25 protein-coding genes are annotated in these 21965 nt (G+C 72.2%); 9 read left to right on the forward strand and 16 right to left on the reverse strand.

From position 1 onward, the window contains the following. Positions 1 to 229: 229 nt before the first annotated feature. Together ACIQV3_RS28645 and ACIQV3_RS28650 are read right to left on the reverse strand one after the other, a co-directional pair. Positions 230 to 1129: a hypothetical protein gene (locus ACIQV3_RS28645; protein WP_403716794.1), complete on the reverse strand. Its 900-nt coding sequence runs from the start codon at positions 1127 to 1129 to the stop codon at positions 230 to 232. Next, complete coding sequence (locus ACIQV3_RS28650; RefSeq protein ID WP_403716796.1) at positions 1126 to 1677, reverse strand: SigE family RNA polymerase sigma factor; 552 nt, start codon at positions 1675 to 1677, stop codon at positions 1126 to 1128. Before ACIQV3_RS28650 ends, ACIQV3_RS28645 begins: the two co-directional genes overlap by 4 nt. 460 nt (positions 1678 to 2137) lie before the next feature. Between ACIQV3_RS28650 and ACIQV3_RS28655 the strand changes: the two genes are divergently transcribed. After that, on the forward strand, positions 2138 to 2692 hold the full coding sequence (locus tag ACIQV3_RS28655) for a Uma2 family endonuclease (protein ID WP_403716798.1): 555 nt from the start codon (positions 2138 to 2140) through the stop codon (positions 2690 to 2692). A gap of 200 nt (positions 2693 to 2892) precedes the next feature. After that, on the forward strand, positions 2893 to 3354 hold the full coding sequence (locus tag ACIQV3_RS28660) for an SCO4225 family membrane protein (RefSeq protein WP_403716800.1): 462 nt from the start codon (positions 2893 to 2895) through the stop codon (positions 3352 to 3354). A gap of 15 nt (positions 3355 to 3369) precedes the next feature. On the opposite strand, the gene ACIQV3_RS28665 is transcribed toward ACIQV3_RS28660, so the two are convergent. After that, positions 3370 to 4170 carry a hypothetical protein gene (locus ACIQV3_RS28665; RefSeq protein WP_403716803.1) on the reverse strand — a complete coding sequence of 267 codons (801 nt, stop codon included), beginning with the start codon at positions 4168 to 4170 and terminating at the stop codon, positions 3370 to 3372. Between the two features lie 32 nt (positions 4171 to 4202). On the opposite strand from ACIQV3_RS28665, the gene ACIQV3_RS28670 reads away from it, so the two are divergent. Then, entirely contained in the window at positions 4203 to 4709 is a 507-nt protein-coding gene (locus ACIQV3_RS28670) for an LURP-one-related/scramblase family protein (protein WP_403716805.1), read from the forward strand. A gap of 66 nt (positions 4710 to 4775) precedes the next feature. Here the strand turns inward: ACIQV3_RS28670 and ACIQV3_RS28675 are convergent, their stop codons facing one another. Further along, on the reverse strand, positions 4776 to 5555 hold the full coding sequence (locus ACIQV3_RS28675; RefSeq protein WP_403716807.1) for a carbon-nitrogen family hydrolase: 780 nt from the start codon (positions 5553 to 5555) through the stop codon (positions 4776 to 4778). 172 nt (positions 5556 to 5727) lie between these two features. Here ACIQV3_RS28675 and ACIQV3_RS28680 point away from each other — a divergent pair, with 172 nt between their 5' ends. Together ACIQV3_RS28680 and ACIQV3_RS28685 are read left to right on the forward strand one after the other, a co-directional pair. Beyond that, positions 5728 to 6558 (forward strand): maleylpyruvate isomerase family mycothiol-dependent enzyme, encoded by an 831-nt coding sequence (locus ACIQV3_RS28680; protein WP_403716809.1) that lies wholly within the window; start codon positions 5728 to 5730, stop codon positions 6556 to 6558. Positions 6559 to 6820: 262 nt separating this feature from the next. Then, a complete protein-coding gene (locus ACIQV3_RS28685) occupies positions 6821 to 7429 on the forward strand; it encodes a helix-turn-helix domain-containing protein (protein WP_403716811.1) in 609 nt (202 codons plus the stop codon). 135 nt (positions 7430 to 7564) lie between these two features. Here the strand turns inward: ACIQV3_RS28685 and ACIQV3_RS28690 are convergent, their stop codons facing one another. The 5 genes from ACIQV3_RS28690 to ACIQV3_RS28710 all read right to left on the reverse strand — a co-directional run bounded on the left by ACIQV3_RS28690 (position 7565) and on the right by ACIQV3_RS28710 (position 12854). Next, positions 7565 to 9028, reverse strand: coding sequence for a nitrate/nitrite transporter (locus ACIQV3_RS28690; protein WP_403716813.1), 1464 nt, complete (start codon positions 9026 to 9028; stop codon positions 7565 to 7567). Next, positions 9025 to 9684: a GntR family transcriptional regulator gene (locus tag ACIQV3_RS28695; RefSeq protein WP_403716815.1), complete on the reverse strand. Its 660-nt coding sequence runs from the start codon at positions 9682 to 9684 to the stop codon at positions 9025 to 9027. The genes ACIQV3_RS28690 and ACIQV3_RS28695 overlap by 4 nt, the downstream gene beginning before the upstream one ends. A gap of 182 nt (positions 9685 to 9866) precedes the next feature. Further along, complete coding sequence (locus tag ACIQV3_RS28700; protein WP_403716817.1) at positions 9867 to 10178, reverse strand: protease inhibitor I42 family protein; 312 nt, start codon at positions 10176 to 10178, stop codon at positions 9867 to 9869. Positions 10179 to 10204: 26 nt separating this feature from the next. Beyond that, entirely contained in the window at positions 10205 to 12220 is a 2016-nt protein-coding gene (locus ACIQV3_RS28705; RefSeq protein WP_403716818.1) for a C1 family peptidase, read from the reverse strand. A 217-nt stretch (positions 12221 to 12437) separates the two neighbouring features. Then, positions 12438 to 12854: a VOC family protein gene (locus tag ACIQV3_RS28710; RefSeq protein ID WP_403716820.1), complete on the reverse strand. Its 417-nt coding sequence runs from the start codon at positions 12852 to 12854 to the stop codon at positions 12438 to 12440. A gap of 77 nt (positions 12855 to 12931) precedes the next feature. Here ACIQV3_RS28710 and ACIQV3_RS28715 point away from each other — a divergent pair, with 77 nt between their 5' ends. Then, on the forward strand, positions 12932 to 13525 hold the full coding sequence (locus ACIQV3_RS28715; protein ID WP_403716822.1) for a TetR/AcrR family transcriptional regulator: 594 nt from the start codon (positions 12932 to 12934) through the stop codon (positions 13523 to 13525). A gap of 120 nt (positions 13526 to 13645) precedes the next feature. On the opposite strand, the gene ACIQV3_RS28720 is transcribed toward ACIQV3_RS28715, so the two are convergent. From ACIQV3_RS28720 to ACIQV3_RS28735, 4 genes are all read right to left on the reverse strand, one after another. Further along, positions 13646 to 14482, reverse strand: coding sequence for a hypothetical protein (locus ACIQV3_RS28720; protein ID WP_403716824.1), 837 nt, complete (start codon positions 14480 to 14482; stop codon positions 13646 to 13648). Between the two features lie 211 nt (positions 14483 to 14693). After that, on the reverse strand, positions 14694 to 15179 hold the full coding sequence (locus ACIQV3_RS28725; RefSeq protein ID WP_403716826.1) for a GNAT family N-acetyltransferase: 486 nt from the start codon (positions 15177 to 15179) through the stop codon (positions 14694 to 14696). Further along, positions 15176 to 15358: a DUF397 domain-containing protein gene (locus ACIQV3_RS28730; RefSeq protein WP_403716830.1), complete on the reverse strand. Its 183-nt coding sequence runs from the start codon at positions 15356 to 15358 to the stop codon at positions 15176 to 15178. The genes ACIQV3_RS28725 and ACIQV3_RS28730 overlap by 4 nt, the downstream gene beginning before the upstream one ends. A gap of 3 nt (positions 15359 to 15361) precedes the next feature. Further along, positions 15362 to 16219: a helix-turn-helix domain-containing protein gene (locus ACIQV3_RS28735; protein ID WP_403716917.1), complete on the reverse strand. Its 858-nt coding sequence runs from the start codon at positions 16217 to 16219 to the stop codon at positions 15362 to 15364. 228 nt (positions 16220 to 16447) lie between these two features. On the opposite strand from ACIQV3_RS28735, the gene ACIQV3_RS28740 reads away from it, so the two are divergent. Then, the gene (locus tag ACIQV3_RS28740) at positions 16448 to 16852 is read left to right on the forward strand and encodes an ATP-binding protein (RefSeq protein WP_403716832.1); all 405 of its coding nucleotides are present in this window, start codon (positions 16448 to 16450) and stop codon (positions 16850 to 16852) included. Positions 16853 to 16929: 77 nt separating this feature from the next. Here ACIQV3_RS28740 and bla read toward each other — a convergent pair whose 3' ends face one another. Next, positions 16930 to 17844 (reverse strand): class A beta-lactamase, encoded by a 915-nt coding sequence (gene bla / locus ACIQV3_RS28745; RefSeq protein WP_403716834.1) that lies wholly within the window; start codon positions 17842 to 17844, stop codon positions 16930 to 16932. 183 nt (positions 17845 to 18027) lie between these two features. On the opposite strand from bla, the gene ACIQV3_RS28750 reads away from it, so the two are divergent. Continuing rightward, positions 18028 to 18648 carry a GNAT family N-acetyltransferase gene (locus ACIQV3_RS28750; protein WP_403716837.1) on the forward strand — a complete coding sequence of 207 codons (621 nt, stop codon included), beginning with the start codon at positions 18028 to 18030 and terminating at the stop codon, positions 18646 to 18648. Between the two features lie 14 nt (positions 18649 to 18662). Here ACIQV3_RS28750 and ACIQV3_RS28755 read toward each other — a convergent pair whose 3' ends face one another. Both ACIQV3_RS28755 and ACIQV3_RS28760 read right to left on the reverse strand, forming a co-directional pair. Beyond that, the gene (locus tag ACIQV3_RS28755; protein WP_403716839.1) at positions 18663 to 19862 is read right to left on the reverse strand and encodes a DUF418 domain-containing protein; all 1200 of its coding nucleotides are present in this window, start codon (positions 19860 to 19862) and stop codon (positions 18663 to 18665) included. A gap of 27 nt (positions 19863 to 19889) precedes the next feature. Beyond that, positions 19890 to 20864, reverse strand: a complete 975-nt coding sequence (locus tag ACIQV3_RS28760) for a DMT family transporter (protein ID WP_403716841.1) — start codon at positions 20862 to 20864, stop codon at positions 19890 to 19892. Between the two features lie 128 nt (positions 20865 to 20992). Here ACIQV3_RS28760 and ACIQV3_RS28765 point away from each other — a divergent pair, with 128 nt between their 5' ends. Continuing rightward, entirely contained in the window at positions 20993 to 21937 is a 945-nt protein-coding gene (locus tag ACIQV3_RS28765) for a LysR family transcriptional regulator (RefSeq protein WP_403716843.1), read from the forward strand. The last annotated feature ends 28 nt before the right edge of the window (positions 21938 to 21965 follow it).

A 21965-nucleotide genomic window follows, 5' to 3' on the forward strand; every position in this document is an offset into this window, starting at 1 on the left:
AGCTTGCCATCCGCGCATGAACGTCGGATCACGCACGTACGACGGGGGCCCTGGCTCATCTCGGGTCGCCTCGCCCGGACGATCCGGCAACGTGTTCGTCACCGTTGAGCCTGAGACCTTCGGGTGCTTCATACGGGCACTCGCTTTCGGATGTCCGGGCACGCGGACATCGCCCCGCGGCGCATGCTCCTGCCTGCGCGGGCGGGTCAGCGGCGGTCGGCGGTGCGGGTCAGCCGCCGCAGGAGCGGGTGATCTTCTCGGTCTCGTCGATCTCGATCGGGAAGGCGGAGGCGCCGCCGAGGTTCATGGTCCATCCGTGGGTGAGGGTTCCGGACGAGGGATTGTCGGCGAGCCAGAAGGGGGGCGTGGCGGGCGAGCAGGTCGCGGCGGCGGGGCCCTGGGTGGAGCGCAGGTGCGCGGTCACGAACCGCTTCGCGAGCGTCGCCGGTGCCGTGGAGCTACCGGACTTGGCGGCCGCCACCAGTCCTCCGTAGAAGCCGGAGACCGTCGGGTCGCCGCCCTTGCCGCCTCCGGAGTTCGCCGTGCAGGTCAGGTCGACCACCTTCCCCGTGGTCCCGTCGAAGGTGAGGGAAGGGCTTCGGTCGAGCGGTTCGGTCCCCCGGTACAGCAGGGCCTGACCCGGCAGCAGGACGCCGTCGACCGCCTCGCCGCAGGTCACGCCGAGCGAGTCGGTGCCCCAAATGCGGTGGTACGTGGGCTCGTTGGCGAACAGGGCCGCCACCTCGGCCTGGTCCACCTGGGAGCGGGTGGCCGGGTTCTGGTAGCGCAGGGCGGAGAGGAACAGGGTGTTCGTCGTCCGGGCCGGGTCGATCGGGGGCAGTTTGGCGGGTGGGGAGGGGACGGGAGGGGAGGGGGCGGGCGGCATGTCGGGACCTGGGGCGGTCGCGGCCGGTGCGGGTGTCGGGGTGTGGTCCCGGCCCTCCTGGACAGCGAAGCCGGCGCCCAGGGCCACGATCACCGCGGCGGCCGCCGCACCCGTCTGCAGGCGGCGCCTGCGGTGGCGTACCCGCCCGATCACGCCGTCCACGTCGTAGCTGCGCGGCGGTTCCTGGGCCGCGCGGTCGAGCATGGCCGCGGCCAGCTCCTCCTCCAGGTCGAAGTCCTTCATGCCGCCCCTTCCGAACCCGCTCGCAGTGCCTGTGTACCGACGGTCGACCGGAGCTTCGACAGGCCCCGGGCCACCTGGGACCGGACCGAGCCGGCCGAGATGTTCATCAAGCGGCCGATCTCCGCGTCGTCGAGGTCCTCGAAGTAGCGCAGCACCAGTACGGTGCGCATGCCGACCGGCAGGGACTGCAGTCCGCGCATCAACTCGTCGCGGGCCACCAGCCCTTTGTACGGGTCGACGGCGGGCCCGCCTCCGACGCCCCCGATGCCTCCGACGCCCCCGATGCCGTCGTCCAGGGGGACTTCCGCGCGGCCGCGCAGCTTGCGCCAGCGGTCGTTCGCGAGGTTCACCAGGATCCGGCGCGCGTAGGCCTCCGGCGCGTCGGCGGAGCGGACCTTGCGCCAGTGGCGGCACACCTGCTCCAGCGTGGACTGCACCAGGTCGTCGGCCACGTGCCGCTCACCGGTGATCAGCAGGGCGGTCCTGAACAGTGCCGAGGACCGTGCCTGCACGAAGGCCGTGAAGGCCGGAACGTCAGCGGTTCTCATGGCCACCCGGCCCGTGCCTCTTGATCATCCGCGCCCCTCCCCCCGAAGCCCCTTTGGCTCCCCCGGCCTACCTGACGGAGCCCGCTGCCCGGCTGCTGCACGCGAGCCGCGACCGTGACCCAAGCGTTATCTCGCCGGCCCCTGTTCAGTGCCCTCGTCAACGCCACGGCGATCTGGGCCCTGCTCCGCTACGTGGCGCGGCAGCGCGGTGTCAGGACCGCGCAGGTCCAGGTGGATTTGCCGCGGGAGGTTGTGGACGGGGGATGGAGGTCTCGGCTGAAGCGTCTTGAACGGCCACCGGCCGTGTCATACGACGCTACGAACGCGAGAAGCCGGCGAGCTCGTCCACGTCGACATCAAGAAACTCGGCCACCCCGCCCCCGTGCACTCCTCGGGGTGACGACGCCGGGCGGGAGCCCGTGGGACGCTGGGCGGGCAGGCAGCGAAGGAGGCGTCCCGCATGACCACCGCGCACGACTACAGCGAGGGCATCGACCCCGAGCACGCGCTGAAGTACGCCATCCAGCACTGGAGCGGGGACCGCTCCGAGATCGTCGAAGGGATCCTCACGCACGTGACACCGAGCTGGGACCACGAGAACGCGGCCGAGGAGATCCGCGATCAGCTCAAGCCGCGGGTGAGGGAACTGGGCTGCGTCACGGGTTCCGGCAACCTCGATCTCCCAGGATCGGCGAACTGGTACGTACCCGACCTCGCGGTGGCGCCGAAAGATCTGGCGAGAGGCGGCGGGGCCCTTCTCCCCGATCAGACGCTGCTCGTCGTAGAGATCACCTCCGAGTCCAACGCGGAAACCGACCGCGTCGTCAAGCGCAAGCTCTACGCCGAGTACGGGGCCCCGCTGTACCTGCTGGTGGACCGGATGGACAAGACCGTCACCCTGTTCTCCGGGCCCGGCCGGCTCGGCTACACCGAGGTCGACGGCCCCCATCCCTTCGGGGCCCCGGTCCGCATCCCGGAGCCGTTCGGGATCGTGCTCGACACGGCCGGGCTCTAGTCCCGGAAGCCTCCGCCGCCGTGTGCCGGACATGAGGCGATACGTCGCGCGGTGTCCCCGACGTGATGACCATGCACGGCTCTGACCAGGTACGCAGGGCCGAGCAGGATGAGTAGGCGTACTCAGGTGGCGGAAGCCGGCAGCTTCGAGACTGGCAACAGAGCGAACGAAGCGGAACGGGAACGGGAACGGGGAACGTCATGGTGCGGCGCTGGTCGAAGGCTGAGATGTGGGTGCCCGGTGCGTACCTGGCGGTGGTGGTCGCGATGCTGGCCTACCTCGCGGTCGGCAGCCGGACCGGGGACGTCGGGTTCTTCGGAGTCTGGCCGATCCTGGCCACCGCGCCGGTCAGCATCGTGCTGCTGATGTCCTTCGGACCCGCGGCAGCGGCCCTGGACGAGACGCCCCCGGTCGACGGGCCCGTCTACGAAGGCTCTACGCCGCCTCCCGAGCCGGTGCCGACGGAGTTCGTACCGGAGTCCGCCTCGCGCCCCGCGGACTGGGTGGCAACGGACACGTCCTTCGACGGCAAGTTCGACATGGCGTCCCAGTTCGGCTTCTACGGCGCGATCCTGTTCAGCGCCCTCGTCAACGCCACGGCGATCTGGGCCCTGCTCCGCTACGTCGCGCGGCAGCGCGGTGTCAGGACCGCGCGGGTCTAGGGCACGCCCTTCGGATCACGCTCCAAAGCTGTGGAGGGAGTCGACCAGGGCGGTGACGAAGGTGTCCTGGACCTCGGGCGGGAGGAGGTCCAGGGAGAGGTACGGGTTGAGGTCCTCCAGCTCCACCAGGAGGAGGTCGCCCGAGGGGGCGCGGCAGGCGTCCACGCGCTGGATGCCGTGCGTGAGGGTGTTCCACGCGATGAAGGTGCGGGCGAAGGCCAGGTCCGCCGGGGTGGGGTCGTAGGGGATCAGTTCCCAGCGGCGGGCCGGGTCGGGGGCGTAGAGGGCGTACTGGAAGGCGTCGTCCACGAAGTAGAAGGAGACCTCGTACGCGAAGTCGATGCGCGGCTGGATCAGGAACTCCCCCGGGGCGCAGTCCGGGTGCGGGGTGAAGGTCAGGCCTATCGAGTCCGCGCCCTGCTTCGGCTTCACCGCGTACGAGGGCACGGACGGCAGCACCGACAGGTCCGCCGGGTCGTCGATCGTGGGGATGACCGGGTGGCCCGAGGCGGTCAGGTCCACCAGGTACTGCTTGCCCGCCATGTCGCCCCGGCCCGTCAGCGGGTTGTAGACCCGGGTGCCGGCGGCGAGGGCGGCCGCGCGGAAGGAGTCGTAGGCCCGCTGGTGGTGGAGGACCGGGCCGCTGTTGCGGACGACCACGGTGTCGAAGGCCGGGAGGAGGGCCTCCGCGTCCAGCGGGTGGCACAGGGCCAGGGGGAAGTGCTCGCGCAGGCGTGCGGTGAGGAAGACGTCCTCGTCGCCGTAGCGGCGGCCGCGCGCCGGGTAGGCCAGGTCGGTCACGTAGAGGAGGGGCATGACCGGAACCTATCGCGGGCAGCGATGAGGGCGTGAAATACCTGGTACGGGACAAGATGCTGGCCATCGGGGACGACTACTGGATCGAGGACGAGGACGGGCGGCACGCCTTCCTCGTCGACGGGAAGGCCCTGCGGTTCCGGGACACCCTGGAGCTGAAGGACCCCGACGGGCGGATCCTCATCACGCTGCGGGAAAAGCTCTTCGCCCTGCGCGACGCGATGACGCTGGAGCGCGACGAGCGGCGGCTCGCGGTGATCCGGAAGAAGCGGTTCTCGCTGCTGCGCAACCACTACCGGGTCACGCTCAGCGAGGGCACCGAGCTCGATGTCAGCGGGCGGATCCTGGACCGGGAGTTCAAGGTCGAGTACGAGGGGGAGCTGCTCGCGCTGATCTCCCGCCAGTGGTACCGGGTCCGCGATACGTACGCCGTCGACGTGGTCCGCGAGGACGCCGACGCCTCGCTGCTGATCGCCGTCGCGGTGTGCGTGATCCGGATGGCGGAGAAGGAGCGGGAGGGCCCGGGCGACGACGATTAGCACGGTCGGTCGCAGCACCGGTCGGTCGCAGCAGCGGTCGCAGCCGCCGCCGGGCCCCCTGCGGGCTCAGCGGCCCAGGCGGCGGTCCTTCAGGGCCGGGAACTGCTCGCGGGTCTCGGCGACCTTCTTCGGGTCGAGGTCCACCGTCAGGACCTCCTCCCCCGGGCCCGCCTCCGCGAGGACCTCGCCCCACGGGTCCACGGCCAGGCTGTGGCCGGCCTGCTCCACGCCCCCGTTGGTCCCGGCCGTGCCGCAGGCGAGGACGTACGACTGGTCCTCGACGGCGCGCGCCCGGTTCAGCAGGGTCCAGTGGCCCCGGCGGCGGGCCGGCCAGCCCGCCGAGACGACCAGTGTCGTCGCCCCGGCGTCGACCAGGCCGCGGAACAGTTCCGGGAAGCGGAGGTCGTAGCAGGTGGCGAGGCCCAGGGTCTGCTCCGGCAGGGCGACCGTGGTCAGGGACTCGCCGGCGGACATCAGGACGGCCTCGCCCTGGTCGAAGCCGAAGCGGTGGATCTTGCGGTACGTGGCGGCGAGCTCGCCCGTGGGAGAGAGGACGAGCGCGGTGTTGTAGAGCGAACCGTCACCCGCGCGCTCCACGAAGGAGCCGGCGTGCAGCCAGACCCCGGCGTCGCGGGCGGCCGCGGCCATGGCCCCGTAGGTCGGACCGTCCAGCGGCTCGGCCTCTGTCTCGAACTGTTCGTAGGCGAAGGCGCCCACGGTCCACAGTTCGGGCAGGACGACGAGGTCCGAACCGGACTGTTCGCGTACGAGGTCGGCGACCCGGGAGCGGCGGGAAACCACCGACTCCCCCTCATTCACCGCGATTTGGATCAGGGAAGCGCGCACAGTACCACCGTCCTGGCTTTCAAGCCGTCAACTCGGGCCTACGATCGTCACACGAAAGCACTGCCGGGGTGCTCACCGGCAGCGTAGTTTTGAAGCCATTGCACAAGCTTCCAGAACGCCGCCAACGCGCGAACGCGCCAACAGGCCAACGAACAGCACGCGAGGGGTCCCGTTGACCGTCCATCCGCATCCCAGCCTTCAGCCCTATGCCGACGCGTGGACCCACTCCATCGAGGCGATATCCGAGCTGGTCCTTCCGTTGACGGAAGGCGAGTGGAGCCGGGCGACGCCCTGCCCGAACTGGTCCGTGCGCGATGTCGTGTCCCACGTCATCGGCATCGAGTGCGAGCAGCTGGGCGACCCGCGGCCGATCCACACCCTGCCGCGGGACCTGCGGCACGTGGTCGACGAGTTCTCCCGGTACATGGAGGTGCAGGTCGACGTGCGGCGCCACCACACCGCGCCCGAGATGACCTCCGAGCTGGAGTACACGATCATCCGCCGCTCCCGGCAGCTGCGGAACGAGAAGCGGGATCCGGACACGATGATCCGCGGCCCGCTGGGCGAGCCGGCCACCCTGGAGCACTCGCTGCGGCTGCGCGCCTTCGACGTGTGGATGCACGAGCAGGACCTGCGGGCGGCCCTGGGGGTACCGGGGAACTGGGACTCGCCGGGTGCCTACGTGGCCAGGGACGTCCTGCTGTCCGGGCTGCCGAAGGTGGTCGCGAAGAAGGCGGGCGCGCCCGCGAACTCGGCCGTCGTCATCGACGTGCACGGGGCGCTGGAGTTCATGCGGACCGTACGGGTCGACGCGGACGGCCGCGGCACCATCGACAAGGCCCCCTCGCTGGGGCCCGCGGTGACGCTGACCCTGGACTGGGAGACGTACGTACGCCTCGCGGGCGGCCGGGTGCGGGCGCACACCGTCGCCGACCGGGTGAAGGTGGAGGGCGACCCGGCGCTGGCCGAGGCGATCCTGACCCACTTCTCCGTGACCCCGTAGGTCCGGGGCCGGTTCGGGAACCCTTGGTGTGGCCATGGTGCGGCCGGTGATGTCGTCCCCCGAGTCGGGGTCCCCTGAGGCCGGGGCCTTTGAGCCCGGGGCCTCTGAGTCCGGGGCCTCTGAGTCCGGGTCCTTTGAGTCCGGGTCCTTTGAGCCCGGGGCCTCTGAGCCCGGGGCCTCTGAGCCCGGGGCCTCTGAGCCCGGGTCCCCTGAGGCCGGGTCCCTCCCGGGGGACCCGGCGCGGATCCCCGCCGACCGGGGCGTGGGGGCGATCCTCGCGCGGTACCTGCACTCCCTGGCCGTGCACGGGGAGGAGTGCGCGCCGGCCGAGCTGGAGCAGCTGCGCTCCATCGCGCTCGATCTGGCCGGCGCCTGCCTCGCCGGGCGACCCGGCATCGGGGGCGCGGGCGACGGCGAGGGCCAGGGCGCGGGCGAGCTGTCCGAGGAGAGCCGCACCCGGGCGCTGCTGACCCGGATCGACACCTTCATCGGGCACAACCTCGGCGATCCCGAGCTGAGCCCTTCCGTGGTCGCCGCCCGGCACGGCCTCTCGCTGCGCAGGCTCCAGCTCCTCTTCCGGGAGCGCGGGGAGAGCGTGGCGGCCGCGATCCGCCGGCGCCGGCTGGAGCGCTGCCGCGAGGACCTCTCCGACCCCGGACGGCTCGCCGTCCCCGTCCACACCGTGGCCCTGCGCTGGGGATTCACCAACGCCTCGGTGTTCAGCCGCCTGTTCCGCGCAACGTACGGAGCCGGTCCCCGCGCGTTCCGCCGCGCGGCGGTGCAATCCGCCCCACCGGCCGCAAAACCCGCTGCGCGCATTGTCAACAGTCCCTGCGCCCAGGGCACACGCGGCCGCGCGGGGCCCTCGTAGGCTCGGCACGCGTTGGCCGGAACCCGACTTCGCGGAGCGGACGGACGGACGGGTGGGAAAGGACGGGGGTCTGTCCCGCCGGTCCCGTCCCCCGCCGTACGGGGGCCTACGCGGATGCCGGGCCGGCACCGGACCTCACCGGGCCGGCCCAGGGTCGGCAGGGGTGCCGACGGGGGTGCCGGCCACGGCGGTGGCCACGGCGGTGGCCACCGGCACCGGGGCCGGCGGAGGCGGCGCCGGTGAGGAAAGTACGGCCGCTGCGGCCGGAGCCGCCCGCTCGCGTTCGCGGGCCAGGGCGCGGCCGCGCAGGCGCAGGATCTGGGCGATGCCCAGGAGTTCCAGGACGAAGACCGAGGAGAACGCGATGCGGTAGTTGTCCCCGGTGGCGTCGAGCAGCAGGCCCACCACCAGCAGGGTCGTCATCGAGGCGATGAAACCGCCCATGTTGGTGATTCCGGAGGCGGTGCCCTGACGGTCCGCCGGGTTGGCGGGGCGGGCGAAGTCGAAGCCGATCATCGAGGCCGGCCCGCACGTGCCCAGCACCAGGCAGAGCGCGATCAGCAGCCACATCGGCGCGTGGTCCCCGGGGTAGACCAGGACCGCACCCCACAGGAGGGCGGTCAGGCCGACCGTGCCCAGGGCCAGCGGGATCCGGGAGGACTGCCGGCGGCCGACGACCTGGCCGTAGACCAGCCCGAGCGCCATGTTCGAGGCGACCACCAGCGTCAGCAGTCCGCCCGCGGTGGTGCGCGAGAGACCCTGGGCCTCGACGAGGAAGGGCATGCCCCACAGCAGCAGGAACACCATCGCCGGGAACTGCGTCGTGAAGTGCACCCACAGGCCGAGCCTGGTGCCGGGCTCCTTCCAGGAGTCGGCGATCTGGCGCCGTACGAAGCCCCCCGCGCCGGAGCTTCCCGCACCCGAGCTTCCCGCACCGGCGGCCGCCCGCGGCGCGGGCTCGTGCCCCTCCGGGTGGTCGCGCAGGAACAGTACGAGCGGGACCAGGACGACCAGCCCCGCCACCGCGCTGCCCGCGAACGCGGGCACCCAGCCGACGCCGTGCAGCACGGGGGCCAGCACCAGCGTGGAGATCAGGTTGCCGGCCATCCCGACCAGGCCGGCCAGCTGCGCCATCAGCGGGCCCCGGCGGGCCGGGAACCAGCGGGTGCCGAGCCGCAGGACGGAGATGAAGGTCATGGCGTCCCCGCAACCCAGCAGGGCGCGGGCCGCCAGGGCCATCCCGTAGGAGGGGGAGAGCGCGAAGCCGATCTGGCCGGCGGTGAAGAGCACGGCGCCGAGGGTGAGCACCTTCTTGGTGCCGAGCCTGTCCACCATCAGGCCGACGGGTATCTGCATGCCCGCGTAGACCAGGAGCTGGAGCAGGGAGAACGTGGACAGCGCCGAGGCGTTCACGTGGAAGCGGTCGGCGGCCTCCAGTCCGGCGACGCCGAGGCTGGTGCGGAAGATGACCGCCACGAAATAGACGGCGACGCCGATCGACCAGACGAGCACCGCCTTGCGGCCGCCCGGCGGGTCCTTGAAGACGGCGTGGGAGGCCGCGGGGGCGTTGCCGGCCGGGGCGGCGGACGCGGAGCTCATCGGCCGGACCCCCGCACCAGTTCCCCGACCCGGCTCACGTGGGCCCGTACCGCCGCGGCGGCCGTGTCGGCGTCACCCGCGCGCAGGGCGTCGAGGATCTCCCGGTGCTCGGCCAGCGTCCGCTCCACCCGCTCGGGGTGCGCGTGCAGCAGGGCCACGCCCATCCGGAGCTGGCGGTCGCGCAGTTGGTCGTACAGGCGGCAGAGGATCTGGTTGCCGGCGCTGCGCACGATCTCCGCGTGGAAGGCGCGGTCGGCGGCCATCATCGCCCCGAGCTCGCCCGCGTCGCCGAGCCGGCGCTGCTCCTCGACCAGTTCCGCGAGCCGTTCCAGCAGTCCGGCCGGGGCGGGCACGGCCCGCCGGACGGTGAACTCCTCGACCAGCAGCCGGGTTTCGATCACGTCGGCGATCTCCTGGGCGGAGACGGCGAGGACGAGGGCGCCCTTCTTCGGGTACAGCTTCAGCAGCCCCTCGGTCTCCAGCCGCAGCAGCGCCTCGCGCACCGGTGTGCGCGAGACCCCGACGGCGACCGCGAGCTCGCCTTCGGTCAGCAGCACGCCGCCCTCGTAGCGGCGGTCGAGCACGGCCTGCTTGACGTGTTGGTAGACGCGTTCGGCAGCGGTCACGGTGGTACCGGCGGTACGGGCGGGCGGCATGCGCACAGCATAGATACAACAGGGGTGCAAGTCGGGGGGTGTCCATTATGCGGACCGGTAGCGGGGCGTGGCGGGGTCACGATGCGGACCGGCCGCGGGTCATGACGTGGACCGGCCGCAGGTCACGATGTGGACCCGCGGCGGGTCACGATGTGGACCCGTGGCCGGGCGCGACGTGCGCCTCAGCGCACCGTGACGTCCAGCACGAACTCGTCGTACGCGGCCTCGTCCGGATACGGCGGCCGAACCTGCGCGAAGCGGATCCTGGCCCGGCCCGCCACCAGCCCCCGCACGACGTACAGCCGCTCCACCGCGGCCCCGGGCAGCGGCGCCGCGGCGGCGGGGACCGGCGGCCCCGACGGACCCTCCGCCACCGAGACGGCGTCCGCGTCGCCGGTCACCCGCCAGGTCCAGACGTAGCCGCGCGCACCGCGACCGGTGAGCCGCAGCTCGTACGCCCCACCGGGCGCGAGCACCACCTCACGCACCTCCACGCGGACTCCTCTCCTGTGGAGACGGCCTACGCCGGGCCGATCACCGGCCCCTCCTGCCAGCCGTCGCCGTCGCGCCAGTAGTGCTGGAGCCGGCGGTCCGTGCGCAGGACGATCACCTCCAGGTTGAACCCGAAGCTGCCCTGGAGCATCCCGGTGACCGCCAGCACGTCGTGGCCGAAGACGGCGGAGCGCTGCCAGGCGGCGCCGCCCGCGTTGCCGCGCCACCAGTGCTCGACGCGGCCGCCCCCGCCCGTCACGCACAGCTCGTAGTTCCCGGCGGTGTCCTCGTCGGCCGCCCCGTGCTGCGCCTCGATCAGGCAGGGCGCTGAGGTGATGCCGGAGCCGAAGACCTCGCCGGGGCGCCAGACGAACCCGTTCGGATCGTCGCGCCACCACAGCTGCATCCGGCCGTCGGCGCGGGTGGCGACCAGGTCGAGGTGGCGGGCGCGGGTCTGGACCAGGGCCGGGCCGAAGTGGGCGATGCCGGAGCCGAAGCGGCCGCCGTCGTTCCAGGTCCAGGGCGCGCCGTTGATCCGCCACCAGTGGTTGAGGCGGCCGTCGGCGGTGCGGACGACCACCTCGAAGTTGCCGGGCGCACCGTAGTCGCTCTGGATGAAGGCCGGGGTCGACCCGACCGCCGCGTCGCCGGGGCCGAAGGCGCCGCCGTCGCGCCAGGCGCCGCCGAAGTGCTCGTAGTACCAGTGCCGCAGCCGGCCGCCGGTGGTGACGTGCAGCGACTCCATGTTCCGGTTGTACGTGGTCCCCGTGAAGGCGGGCTGGCCCGAGGCGTCGGAGGCGAAGTCCTGGGCGCGGGTCCACGCGAAGGGGGCGTCGCCCGCGCGCCACCAGTGCCGCAGCGAGCGCCCGCCGCCCGCGCCGTCCGCGCCGTCCCCGCTGAGCGCCGCCAACTCGAAGTTGCGGTGGGCACGGCCGTTGCCGCTCTCGTAGACGTTGCCGGTGTGCAGGCGGCGCTTGCTCCACGGGTCGATGTTGGTGCCCTGCAGCCCGCACTTCGCCCAGTCGTCGATCCGCACCTCGCCGTACGCGATCCGGCCGTGGCCGCCCACGTGGTAGCCGGTCCCCCAGGAGTTCTTGAACAGCCAGCAGCCGGCCGCGTCGTCGTAGCCGGTGATCAGGACGCAGTGACCGCCCGCCAGGCGGTCGCTGGTGCGGTGGTAGACGCCGGAGCCCAGGCCGAAGAAGTCCTCGTACACGTCGAAGCAGGCGGTCAGCGGGCCCACCGTGTCCAGCCACACCTTCTGCTGCTCCACGTCGCCGAGGCGGACGTGCCCGGTGATGCGGACGGTCCGCCCGGAGCGGTCCCAGCTCGGGGTGTACTCCGACCGCCAGGCCTCCCGGCGGTCGACGGGGGTACCGGGCGGCGGCGGCGAGTACGGCCAGCAGCCCGGGTCCGCGAGTCCGCCGTTGGTCCGGATCCAGTCGAGGGCGTCCTCGGGGCTGCCCGTCTGTCCGCAGGTCGCCTTCAGCCCGTCGTGCACGTCCCCCTCGGAGCGCTCGGCCCATACGTGGTGCTCGATGCGGGCCATCGACTCCACCAGGCCGGCCGCCCCGAACGCCCAGCAGGAGCTGCACGGGTTCTGGTCCTTCACCTTGGTCAGCCAGGGCCAGCCCCACCGGCTGCGCCAGTCCAGGGCGGACGGCCGGGCGGGGGCCGCGGTGGCGGTGGCGATGCCGGTGCCCGTGCCCGTGCCCGTCCGCGTGACCGTGTCCATCCCCATCCCCATACCCGTCACCGCCCCCGTGCCCGTCCCCGGGAGCAGCCCGTGCGCCGCCCTGCGCCGGTTGAGGTGCGGATTGCCGCTGTCGTGGCCTACGAGGCCGCGCAGATCCACCGGCGGCGCCGCCCCGGCGGGGGTGAGCCCGGCAGCCACCGCGGTGGCCGCACCCAGTCCCAGGGCTGCCCTCGGTACGGGATCCCCGTCGGCGAGGTGCTCGCTCACGGACCACCGCGCCCCGCGCACCGCGAGCACGGCCCGCAGCTCCCCCGCCGTCTGGACATGCCCCTCCGACTGCTCCGGCATTCCGGCCCCCCAACGCACCTACGGATCCGAGCCCCGGGAGCGTCCACCTGTGCGGAGGGCGCGTCAAGGGGGTCCGTACGGTCGCGCGGCGGCACGCGGGGGCGCTGGCCGCTCGGCGAACGGGCCCCGCGGGCGGAGGCGTTCCGCTGCTCGGGGAGCGCCGGGCCGGGGACGCGGCCGCCACTCGCCCGCGAGTGCCAGGGCGGAGGCGCAGCGGTCAGCCGGTGACGTACTGCTCGGAGTATTCCGCGGTGGGGGCGATGGGCGTGATGACGTCGATCAGGACACCGTTGGGATCAGCCACGATGAAGTGCCTTTGCCCGAAGTCCTCGCTGCGCAGTTCAAGGACGGGGTGCAGCCCTTCGATGGTGACGAGCCGTTCCCATTCCGCGTCCACGTCCTCCACTTCGAAGTTGAGCAGCAGGCCCTGTGCGGGGACCCGGTGGCCCTTCGGAATCGTCGGGTGGGTGTGGTCGAGGAGAGCGAGCTCGTACGCGGGATCTCCCGGCCGGCGCAGGCTGACGTACCAGTCGGCCTCGAACGTCGTCTCGAATTCCAGCAGCCGGGTGTAGAAGTCGCGGGACTCCCGCAGCTTCGCGGTGCCGATCACGGGATAGAAGCCGGTCAGCTTCATACCTGAACCCCTTTCACATACCATCAGTATGCGAGTGACGTTATTCGCATACCATCGGTATGTCAATGAGGAGTGCGATGCAGCAGCACGGCATCCGGGCGCAGCAGCGGGAGCAGACCAGGCAGGCGCTGCTGCGAGAGGGCAGGCGTCTGTTCTCAGGCAGCGGCTACGGCGCTGTGGGCCTGGCGGAGATCGTCCAGGCGGCCGGGGTGACCAAGGGTGCGCTCTATCACCACTTCACAGGCAAGGCGGACCTCTTCCGCGCCGTCCTGGAGGAGTTGCAGCAGGAAGTGGGCCGGCGTGTGGCCGCGGCCGCCGACGCCCACGACGATCCCTGGGCTCAACTGACCGCCGGATGCCAGGAGTTTCTCGCCGCGACCACCGATCCGGATATCCAACGGGTCATGCTTGTCGACGGGCCTGCCGTGCTGGGATGGAGTCAATGGCGGGCGATGGACGAGGCCGCCTCGGCCCGCCACCTCGCCGACGCGTTGTCCTTCCTCATCGACGCAGGGATCATCGCCTCGCAGCCGGTCGCACCGCTGGTCCACCTACTGTCGGGGGCGATGAACGAGGCGGCCCTCTGGCTGGCATCCTCCTCCGACCCCGAAGACCTGGACCACACCAAAGCCGCACTGGGGCAACTGCTTCAGGCACTGCGCACCTGCTGACCGGGTGGCCACATCGCAGGGTCGTACCCCTGAGCTACGGCATCAAGCGGCTGCGTCAGCGCCCGGCGGGGCGCTGCCGCTCTGGGGCGGGCAGCGCCGGGGCCGGGGGTGCGGCGGTCGCTACTGGACGGGCAGCGGGACCGGGAGCGGCGGGGCCGGGACCGGGAGCGGGGGCAGGCCCGGGAGGCCGAGTCCTGTGAGCAGGGCGACGAGGGCTGCGACCAGGTCGGTCACCACGTCCGTGGCCTTGGCCTTGGCGTCGGTGGAGCAGCCGCAGGGGCCGGCGGCCTTGGTGAGGCCGTCGACGGAGCCCTTGAGCTTGTCGATGGCACCGGTGGCCAGGTCGAGCGGGCCGGCGGCGGGCTTGGCCTTGTGGGCGGAGACGGGGAGCGCCACGGGCAGCTTCGGAGCCTCCACGGGGACGGCGGGGGCCGCCACCGGGAGCTTCGGGGCCTCGACCGGGAGCTTCGGCGGGTCCACCGGGAGCTTCGGGGCCTCGACCGGGAGCTTCGGCGGGTCCACCGGGAGCTTCGGGGCCTCGACCGGGAGCTTCGGCGGGTCCACCGGGAGGTTCGGGGCGTCCACCGGCGGGAGCGGTACCGGTAGGGCCGGGGCGGCGGGCAGGCTCTTCTTCAGGTCCTCGATCGCGGCGGCGATCTTCTCCTTGAAGGCGGCCAGGTCCGCCTCCGGGATCTTGCCGTCGGGGGACTTCAGGACGGCCGCCAGCAGATCGGTGATGGGCTTGAGCAGCCCGCCGACCCCACCCAGCGACTGCACCTGCGCGAGCAGGGCCTCCGTACCGGGGACGGCCTTCCCGGCCGGCGCGGCCGCCACGAACGCGGCGGCGGCCTGCGGCTTCGCGGACGACTCCGCCGCCGCCGACGCCAGACCGGGGGACGCGGTCAGGAGGGTCAGGCAGAGGGCGGCGGGGACGGTGTAACGCGTGATGCGGTGCAACGTATCTCTCCTGTCGAGGAGCCCCGACATGGGACGTGCCGGGGCGTGACGTGACGTGGGACGCGACATGGGACGTGTCCCAGCCCACTCACCGACACCCCGTCAGCCCCCGCAACCCGAGCCCCCGCACCGCCCACGCGGACACGCCGCGCAACCGGCCTACGTACGCCCTTGACCTGCGTCTACGCCGTCACCCTCGGGCGATGCCCCGTCAGGCGGGTCCCTCCCACCGGATCTCGCCGTCCTGAACCCGGTCCGTGGCGGCGAGCCCGACCCGCGCGGCGACGGCCGCGGACGCGGTGTGGTCGGGGTGGACGTGCGCGATGACGGTGCGCACGCCGGCCTGCGTCCCGAGCCACTCGACCATCGCCCGGGTCGCCTCGACGGCGATGCCGCGGCGCTGCCAGGCCGTACCCACGACCCAGGCGATCTCGGCACCCTCCCCGGACACGGTCGCCTGGACCGTGCCGGTCAGGCGGTCCTCGGCGTCGAGCCGGACCACCCAGTTGCACCAGGTGACGGCGGGGTCCGGCGAACCGGCGACCAGTCGCGCGTAGCGCGCACGCAGGGCCGTCTCGGTAAGCGGCTCGCCGCCGATGAAGGCGTGCAGCTCCGGGTCGCCCAGTACGACGGCCATCTCCTCGGCGTGCGAGACCTCCAGGGGCAGCAGGGTCAGCCGCCCGGCCCGGATGGTCACCCCGCCTGCGCCGCCGCGAAGTCAGCCCACGCGGTTGCACCGACCCGGATGACCGGCCCGTCCCCCTGCTTGCTGTCCCGGACGGCGACTGTGCCGACGATGTTGGTGGCCACCTCCACGCACTCCGTGTTGGCTTGGTCGCTGCTGTAACTGGACTTCACGAACTCGTACTCGTTCACGGCTTACATACCTTTGCTGATGGCATCGATCAGGCTCGTGGAGTCGTGCGGCGCAAGACTCAGCTGTGACACCCGCGCGAACGCCCGGCCGTACGCCTCGTTGGCCTCCGCCCCTTCTGCCCACAGGGTAGAGCCGATGGTCTCGGCGTAGCCGACGTCCAGCGCCCCTGGATCCGCGAACGAAACGATGTTGAATGAGCCGTCGACGCCGTGGTGTCTCCCTGCCCGGAAGGGCAGCACCTGCACGTGGACATGGGGCAGCTTCGCCATCTGCACCAGATGGTCGAGCTGAGCGCGCATCACTTCGATGCTGCCGACCTGGTGGCGCAGAGCGGCTTCCCACAGCACCGCGTGGAACTCCAGTGGCGATTCGCCCCGCAACCGCGCCTGCCGCTTGATCCGTGAGGTCACCAGGGCCTCGATCTCGTCAGGGTGCGACCAGTTGGACGTAACCCCCAACGCCCGTACGTATTCGGGGGTCTGAAGCAGCCCGGGGACCAGGGCAGGATGCCAGGTGCGGATACGCGTGGCGATCTCCTCCATGGCGATGTACTCGCCCAGGCCGCCCACGATGGGCATGTGCTGCCACCAGCCCTTGGCCTTGCGCCGCTCACGGTCCAGCTTGGCCAGTGACAGCAGGCTGCGAACTATGGCCTCGTCCGTCACTCCGTAGAGCTTGCACAGGGCGACGATGTCCGGGTCCCGGAACGGAACCCAGCCCCGCTCCATCTTGGCGACCTTGGCCGCCGTGGCACTCAGCACCTGCGCCGCCTGCGGCTGGGTCAGGCCGGCAGCATCACGCAAGCGCAGCAGTTCCCCACCCAAACGACGCGCCAGCACCGTGGATACCCGGTTGTCCATGGGCACTTGATCCACCTCCTCGTACCTGGGGCAGTCTTCCCCGCCCGGCCCGAACCGCACAACTACTCCTTGGGGATAGATTTCCCCGTTTTAGCTTGCACCCCTGGCATGACCCGCCCTACGGTCAGTAACGAACTACTCACCGCACAGAGTCAGTTGGCGGAAGCGCACCGGGCTGTCCACGAGACGGCACCGGCATGCCACCGCCCGTACCGGAGGTGCACGGCCATGAACGGACTCACGCGTCACGACGTACGGAACTACCCGCCCCGCCAGGACTCCGTACCCACCGCCCGCCGGCACACCGCGTGGCTCGCCGTGGCGTGGGGGCGGCCCGAGCTCGCGGCGGACGCGGCGCTGCTGACCAGCGAGCTGGCCACGAACGCGCTGCTGCACGGCTCCGTCCGGGACCGGTACTTCCGGGTCGAGGTCCGCCTCACCGGAGCAGCGCTCCGCATCGAGGTCACCGATCCGAAAGGAGAGCGCCGCCCCGAACCGCGAGCGGCGGCCGATGACGACCAGTTCGGGCGTGGGCTGCACATCGTGGACGCGCTCGCACAGCGCTGGGGCGCCTCCGACCGGCTCGTCGGCAAGACCGTGTGGGCCGAGCTCCCCCGGAACGGCCCCCGTTAGGCCGGCCCGAATGGATGGGCCCGCGTGCCGGCCGCAGCGCTCGACAAGTGGCTGCGACCAGCACGCGCGAACCGACCTCAGACCAGTTCCGCCGCCAGCAATGCGGCGGTCTTGGCCACCAGCGGGTGATCGGCCGGTGCGTCTTCCTCGTGCTTGGTCGTCAGGACGGCCATCACGATCGGTGGGCCATCCGGCGGCCAGGTGATGCCCGCGTCGTTGTTGCCCCCGTACTTCCCGCCGCCGGTCTTGTCGGCGAGGATCCAGCCGGCGGGGAGGCCGGCGCGGAATCTGTCGCCGCTGGTCGTGTTGGCAAGCATCCAGCCGGTGAGCCGTTCCCGGTCCTGGGGTGTAAGCGCGTCACCGAGCGTGAGGCGCGCGTAGGTCCGGCCGATGGCGCGGGGAGTGGTGGTGTCGGTCACGCGCCAGGGTTCTGCCGAGTTGAGTTCGGGCTCCCATCGATCGAGTCGGGTGCTGCCGTCCCCGATCGAGCGGCAGAATTGGGTGATGGCGGTCGGTCCCCCCAGCTCGCGGAGCAGCAGGTTTCCCGCGGTGTTGTCGCTGTAGCAGATGGCCGCGTCGCACAATTGGGCTACGGTCATGCCGTTTTCGAGGTTCTCGGCCGTGTCAGTGCGGGGGGAGTAGCCCGACTTCTCTACGTACTCCGCGCTGTACCGGATGCGCTTGGCCAGGAACTCGCCGTCGTGGTCGAGGTCGCGCAGCACGGCCGCGGCCGCGACGGTCTTGAACAGTGAGCACATCGGGAAGCGTTCGTCTGCGCGGTACGCCACCATCCTGCCCGTGGCCATGTTGCGGGCGAACACGCCCAGGCGGGCGGAGTGCTGCTGCTCGAGCTCCCTCAGCCGAGCGGTGATGGCGCCCCCGGCGGGTAAGGCATGTGCCGTTCCACCGAGGGGCAGGGCGGCGGAGAGTGCCGCGCCGGCGCCGAGACCGAGTGCGGTGCGGCGGGACGGGCTTGGTCCTGTGGTGCGCAAGGCGTTCCCCTTCTGAGGCGGTCATGACGTACGTCAACACACCGTGCAGCCGGGCTGGATTCGCTACGGATGCGACACCTGGTGCGCGGAGCCCGTCTGCATGGGTTCCTGCCACCCTCCCCCGCCTCGTACGCGCATACATGAGTACCCATACTCAGAGCCAACCGTTCGAAGGGGGACCACATGACGCGGCAAGGGACCATCGCGACAGAGCTCATGGACGGCACGGCCGCGGTGAAGGCCGGAGACGAGTTCCGGCTGGTCTACGCCGAGGCGTTCGCGGAGGCTCCGTACCACGAGACCGACGAGGAGATCTCCGCGGCCTTCCGCCGCTTCCCCGACCAGACGCGCAGGCCCGCCTTCCGCGCGGCCCTGGCCCGTACCCCGCATGGCGAGCCGGCCGGCATGGCCTACGGCTGGATGCTCGCGCCCGACGCCGTGTGGTGGGACGAACTCACCGAGCCCGTGTCCGCCGCCATGCGGCGGGAGGACGGCCGCCGCACCTTCGGGCTCATCGAACTCGCCGTGCGCGGGCCGTGGCGCGGACAGGGTGTCGCGCGGCGGCTGCACGCGGCACTGCTCGAAGGCATCCCGGCCGAGCGGGTGCTGCTGAAGGTCCACCAAGAGGCCGCGGCGGCCTCGGCCGCCTACCGGGCGTGGGGGTACCGCAAGATCGGCGAGGCCCGGCCCCCGGGCGAGGCCGCGGGCGCAGGCGCGGGGGCAGGCGCGGGCGCGGGCGGGAACGCGGGCGCGGGCGGGAACGCGTACCTCCGTGACGTGATGCTGCTCGATCTGCGGCGCTGAAGGCGGGACGGTCCTCAGCGTCGCGGGAGGCGGGCGAGGGTGACCACGCGCAGCAGCCACTCCACCGGGCCGTACCGGTGCCGGGTCATCAGGTGCTTGCTGAGGGCCAGTTGGGCCCCGTACAGGACGAGCGCGCCGAGTACGACAGCGGCCGTGCCGACGCGGTCGTAGAGGGCGAGGCCGTAGGCGGTGAAGACGAGGGCCATGGCGAGGGACTGGCTCAGGTAGTTCGTCAGGGCCATCCGGCCGGCGGGGGCGAGGAGCCGTGCCGTGCGCCCGCCCCGGGCCGTCTTCATGAAGAGGAGCATCCCGCAGACGTACGCGGCGGTGAGCGCGGGAGCCGTGACCGTGCCCACGACCGAACCGAGGAGGCTCCACCGGGAACCGAATGCGCCGCCGGCGGCCAGGGCCATGAAGAGGCTGCCGGGCAGGCCCACGGCGACGCCGAGCACGCAGATGCGGCGCATCCGGGCCGCGTACCGTCCCGTGTCGGCGAGGAGGCGGCGCTTGCCGCAGTACAGGCCGGTCAGGAAGGCGGCCAGGATGAAGCCGCCCATCAGCAGCAGGGCGGGGAGCCAGTCGGGCAGCTGGCCGAGGTTGGCCCGTACGACGGACGCCGGATCACCGCGGTAGCCGGCGATCAGTGCGGCGGACTCCTCGGGGAGGGAGTTCAGTTCGGCCGCCTCGGTGTCCGACAGGAAGAGGGATCCCAGGCCCAGGAGGAGCAGGAGGGTGCTCGCGCAGCCGTAGACGATCCAGGCCGCGCGCAGGGCCGTCCCGGGCGAGCAGTTCCGTGCGGCGATCAGGACCAGGCCGAACAGGGCGTAGGTCATGAGGATGTCGCCGCTGTACAGCAGTACGGCGTGCAGGAGGCCCAGGACGAGCAGGCCGAGCGAGCGGCGCAGCATCCGGGGGACGGGGCTCGCGCCGTCGCGTGCGGCGGAGTCCTGCTGGAGGGTGAAGCTGTAGCCGAAGAGGAACGAGAACATCAGGTAGAACTTGCCGACCAGCAGGGTCTGCACGCCCCCCTCGACGGCCTTGTCGAGCGTCGTCGCATCCGGGTCGAGGGCGCCGGCGAGGACGTACGGGCTCGCCATCATCGTCGCGTTGACCAGCAGGATGCCCAGGAGCGCGAAACCGCGCAGGGCGTCGACCTCCGGTATGCGTGCGGGCCGGTCCGTTCGTTCGTGCGTAGCAGCAGCCGTAGCGGGCACCGCTTCCCCCAAGTGGTCGTGGGTGTGTCAGGCCCCCTGCCCCGGCTGCCGGACGGCGGCCGCCGCCTTGGTCTTGGCCGGGGTCGTTCGGTCGTCCGGGTGGTCCGGGCGGGGCGTGGAGCTCTTCGCTTCCGTGACGACCGTAGCCCGGTGGCGGGTCAGGGCCACGCCCAGGAGGACGACGGCCATGCCGGCGAGCACGCGCGGGCCGATCTCCTCACCGAGTACGAGCGATCCCAGTGCCACCGATACCACCGGCAGGAGGTAGCCGACGGTGGCGGCGTTCGTCGCGCCCTCGTCGGCGATGATCCGGTAGGTGAGGTAGAAGGTGACGCCGGTGACGAAGACGCCGAGGACCACGACGGCCAGCAGGGGCACCGCCTGGAACCGGACCGCGGTCAGGCCCCCGACGGGCAGGGCCAGGGTCGTGAGCCCGGTGGCCGCCAGGAGTTGGGCGGTGGCGAGCGACAGGGTGGGCACGCCCTTGCCGACGAGGTGGCGGCCCATGTAGGTGAAAGCGAAGGCGTAGCTCGCGGCGGCCCCCAGGATGGCGAGGGCTCCCCAGCCCACGTGCCCCGACCGCTGCCACGGGGCGAAGATCAGCGCGGTTCCGGCGAGCCCGACCAGCAGACCGGCCACCCGGATCGCGTGCGGGCGGCCCTCGGCGCGGGTGGCGAGCCCGATCAGGAGCGACCACAGCGGGGTCGTCGCGTTCAGCACGCCCGCGAGGCCCGAGTCCACGCTCTGCTGGCCGATGCCGAAGAGGGCGAACGGCAGCGCGTTGCAGAAGAACGCCGCCACGAGGACGTGGCCCCACATCGCCCGGCCCCCGGGCAGCCGTTGACGCGCGACGCGGCACGCCGCCCCGAGGACGAGGGCGCCGAGCGCGCACCGGATCAGTGTGACCTGGACCGGGGTGAGCCCCTCCAGGGCCAGGTCGATCCACAAGAACGTCGAGCCCCACAGGAGGGCGAGCACACCGACGCGTACGGCACCGATCACGGTTCTTCTCCTCGGGTATCGGGCCGCGGGCCGCGGTGCGCGGGGTCGCGGTCTCCTCCTCCCACGGTGCGGGACCCGATACGACAGGACAAGCAAAGGACTGCGCACCAACCGTTAACGTGTACTACATGCTCGATGTGCGAAGGATGCAGGTCCTGCGGGCGGTCGTCACCAGCGGCTCGGTGACCGCCGCGGCGGCCCACCTGGGGTACACCCCCTCCGCGGTCAGCCAGCAGGTGGCGGCCCTGGAACGGCAGGCCGGCATCCCCCTGCTCGAACGGGTCGGGCGGGGCGTCCGGCCGACGGCGGCCGGCCGGCTGCTCGCCGAGCACGCGGCCGTCATCAGCCGCAACGTCGCCGAGGCGGAGACCGCGCTGGCCGACCTCAGGGCCGGCCGCACCGGACGACTCGCCGTCCGCTACTTCGCCACGGCGGGCGCGGCCCTGGTGGCCCCCGCCCTGGCGGGACTGCGCCGCGCCCACCCGGGCGTGCGGATCGACCTGCGGATGACCGACCCCGAGGACCCGCTGCTGGAGGTGGAGCAGGGCCGCGCGGACCTCGCCCTGGTCATCGCGCCCCGGACGCGGCCGCGCGAGGACGTGGAGCTGGTCCACCTGCTCGACGACGCGTACGACGCTGTGCTCCCGGCCGGGCACCGGCTCGCGTCCCGGGAGACGATCGCCCTCGTGGAACTCGCGGACGAGCAGTGGGTCGGCAGCGAGCCGCCCGGCCCCTGCCTGGAGCCGGTCCTCGAAGCCTGTGCGGCGGCGGGCTTCAGCCCGGACTTCGTGGTGCAGAGCGAGGACTACCCGACGGCACAGGGATTCGTCGCGGCCGGCCTCGGCATCGGCCTGATGCCGCGCATGGGCCTGGGCCCCAGGTCCGGACCCGGGACGGCGGCCGTGACGGGCGCTCGCCATCCGGGGGTCGTCGTACGCCCGGTCCGCGATCCGCGCCCGGTCCGGGCGGTCTACGCGGCGGTCCGCAAGGTGTCCCTGGGCCGGCCGCCCGTACGCGCCCTGCTGGAAGCGCTCCGGCAGGGCGCGGCGCCGACGGGGGCGGCTTCGGCCTGAGGCCCCTTCGGCCGCGGGCGCCTACGGC

This window comes from Streptomyces sp. NPDC099050 (assembly GCF_044759865.1).
Classification (GTDB): domain Bacteria; phylum Actinomycetota; class Actinomycetes; order Streptomycetales; family Streptomycetaceae; genus Streptomyces.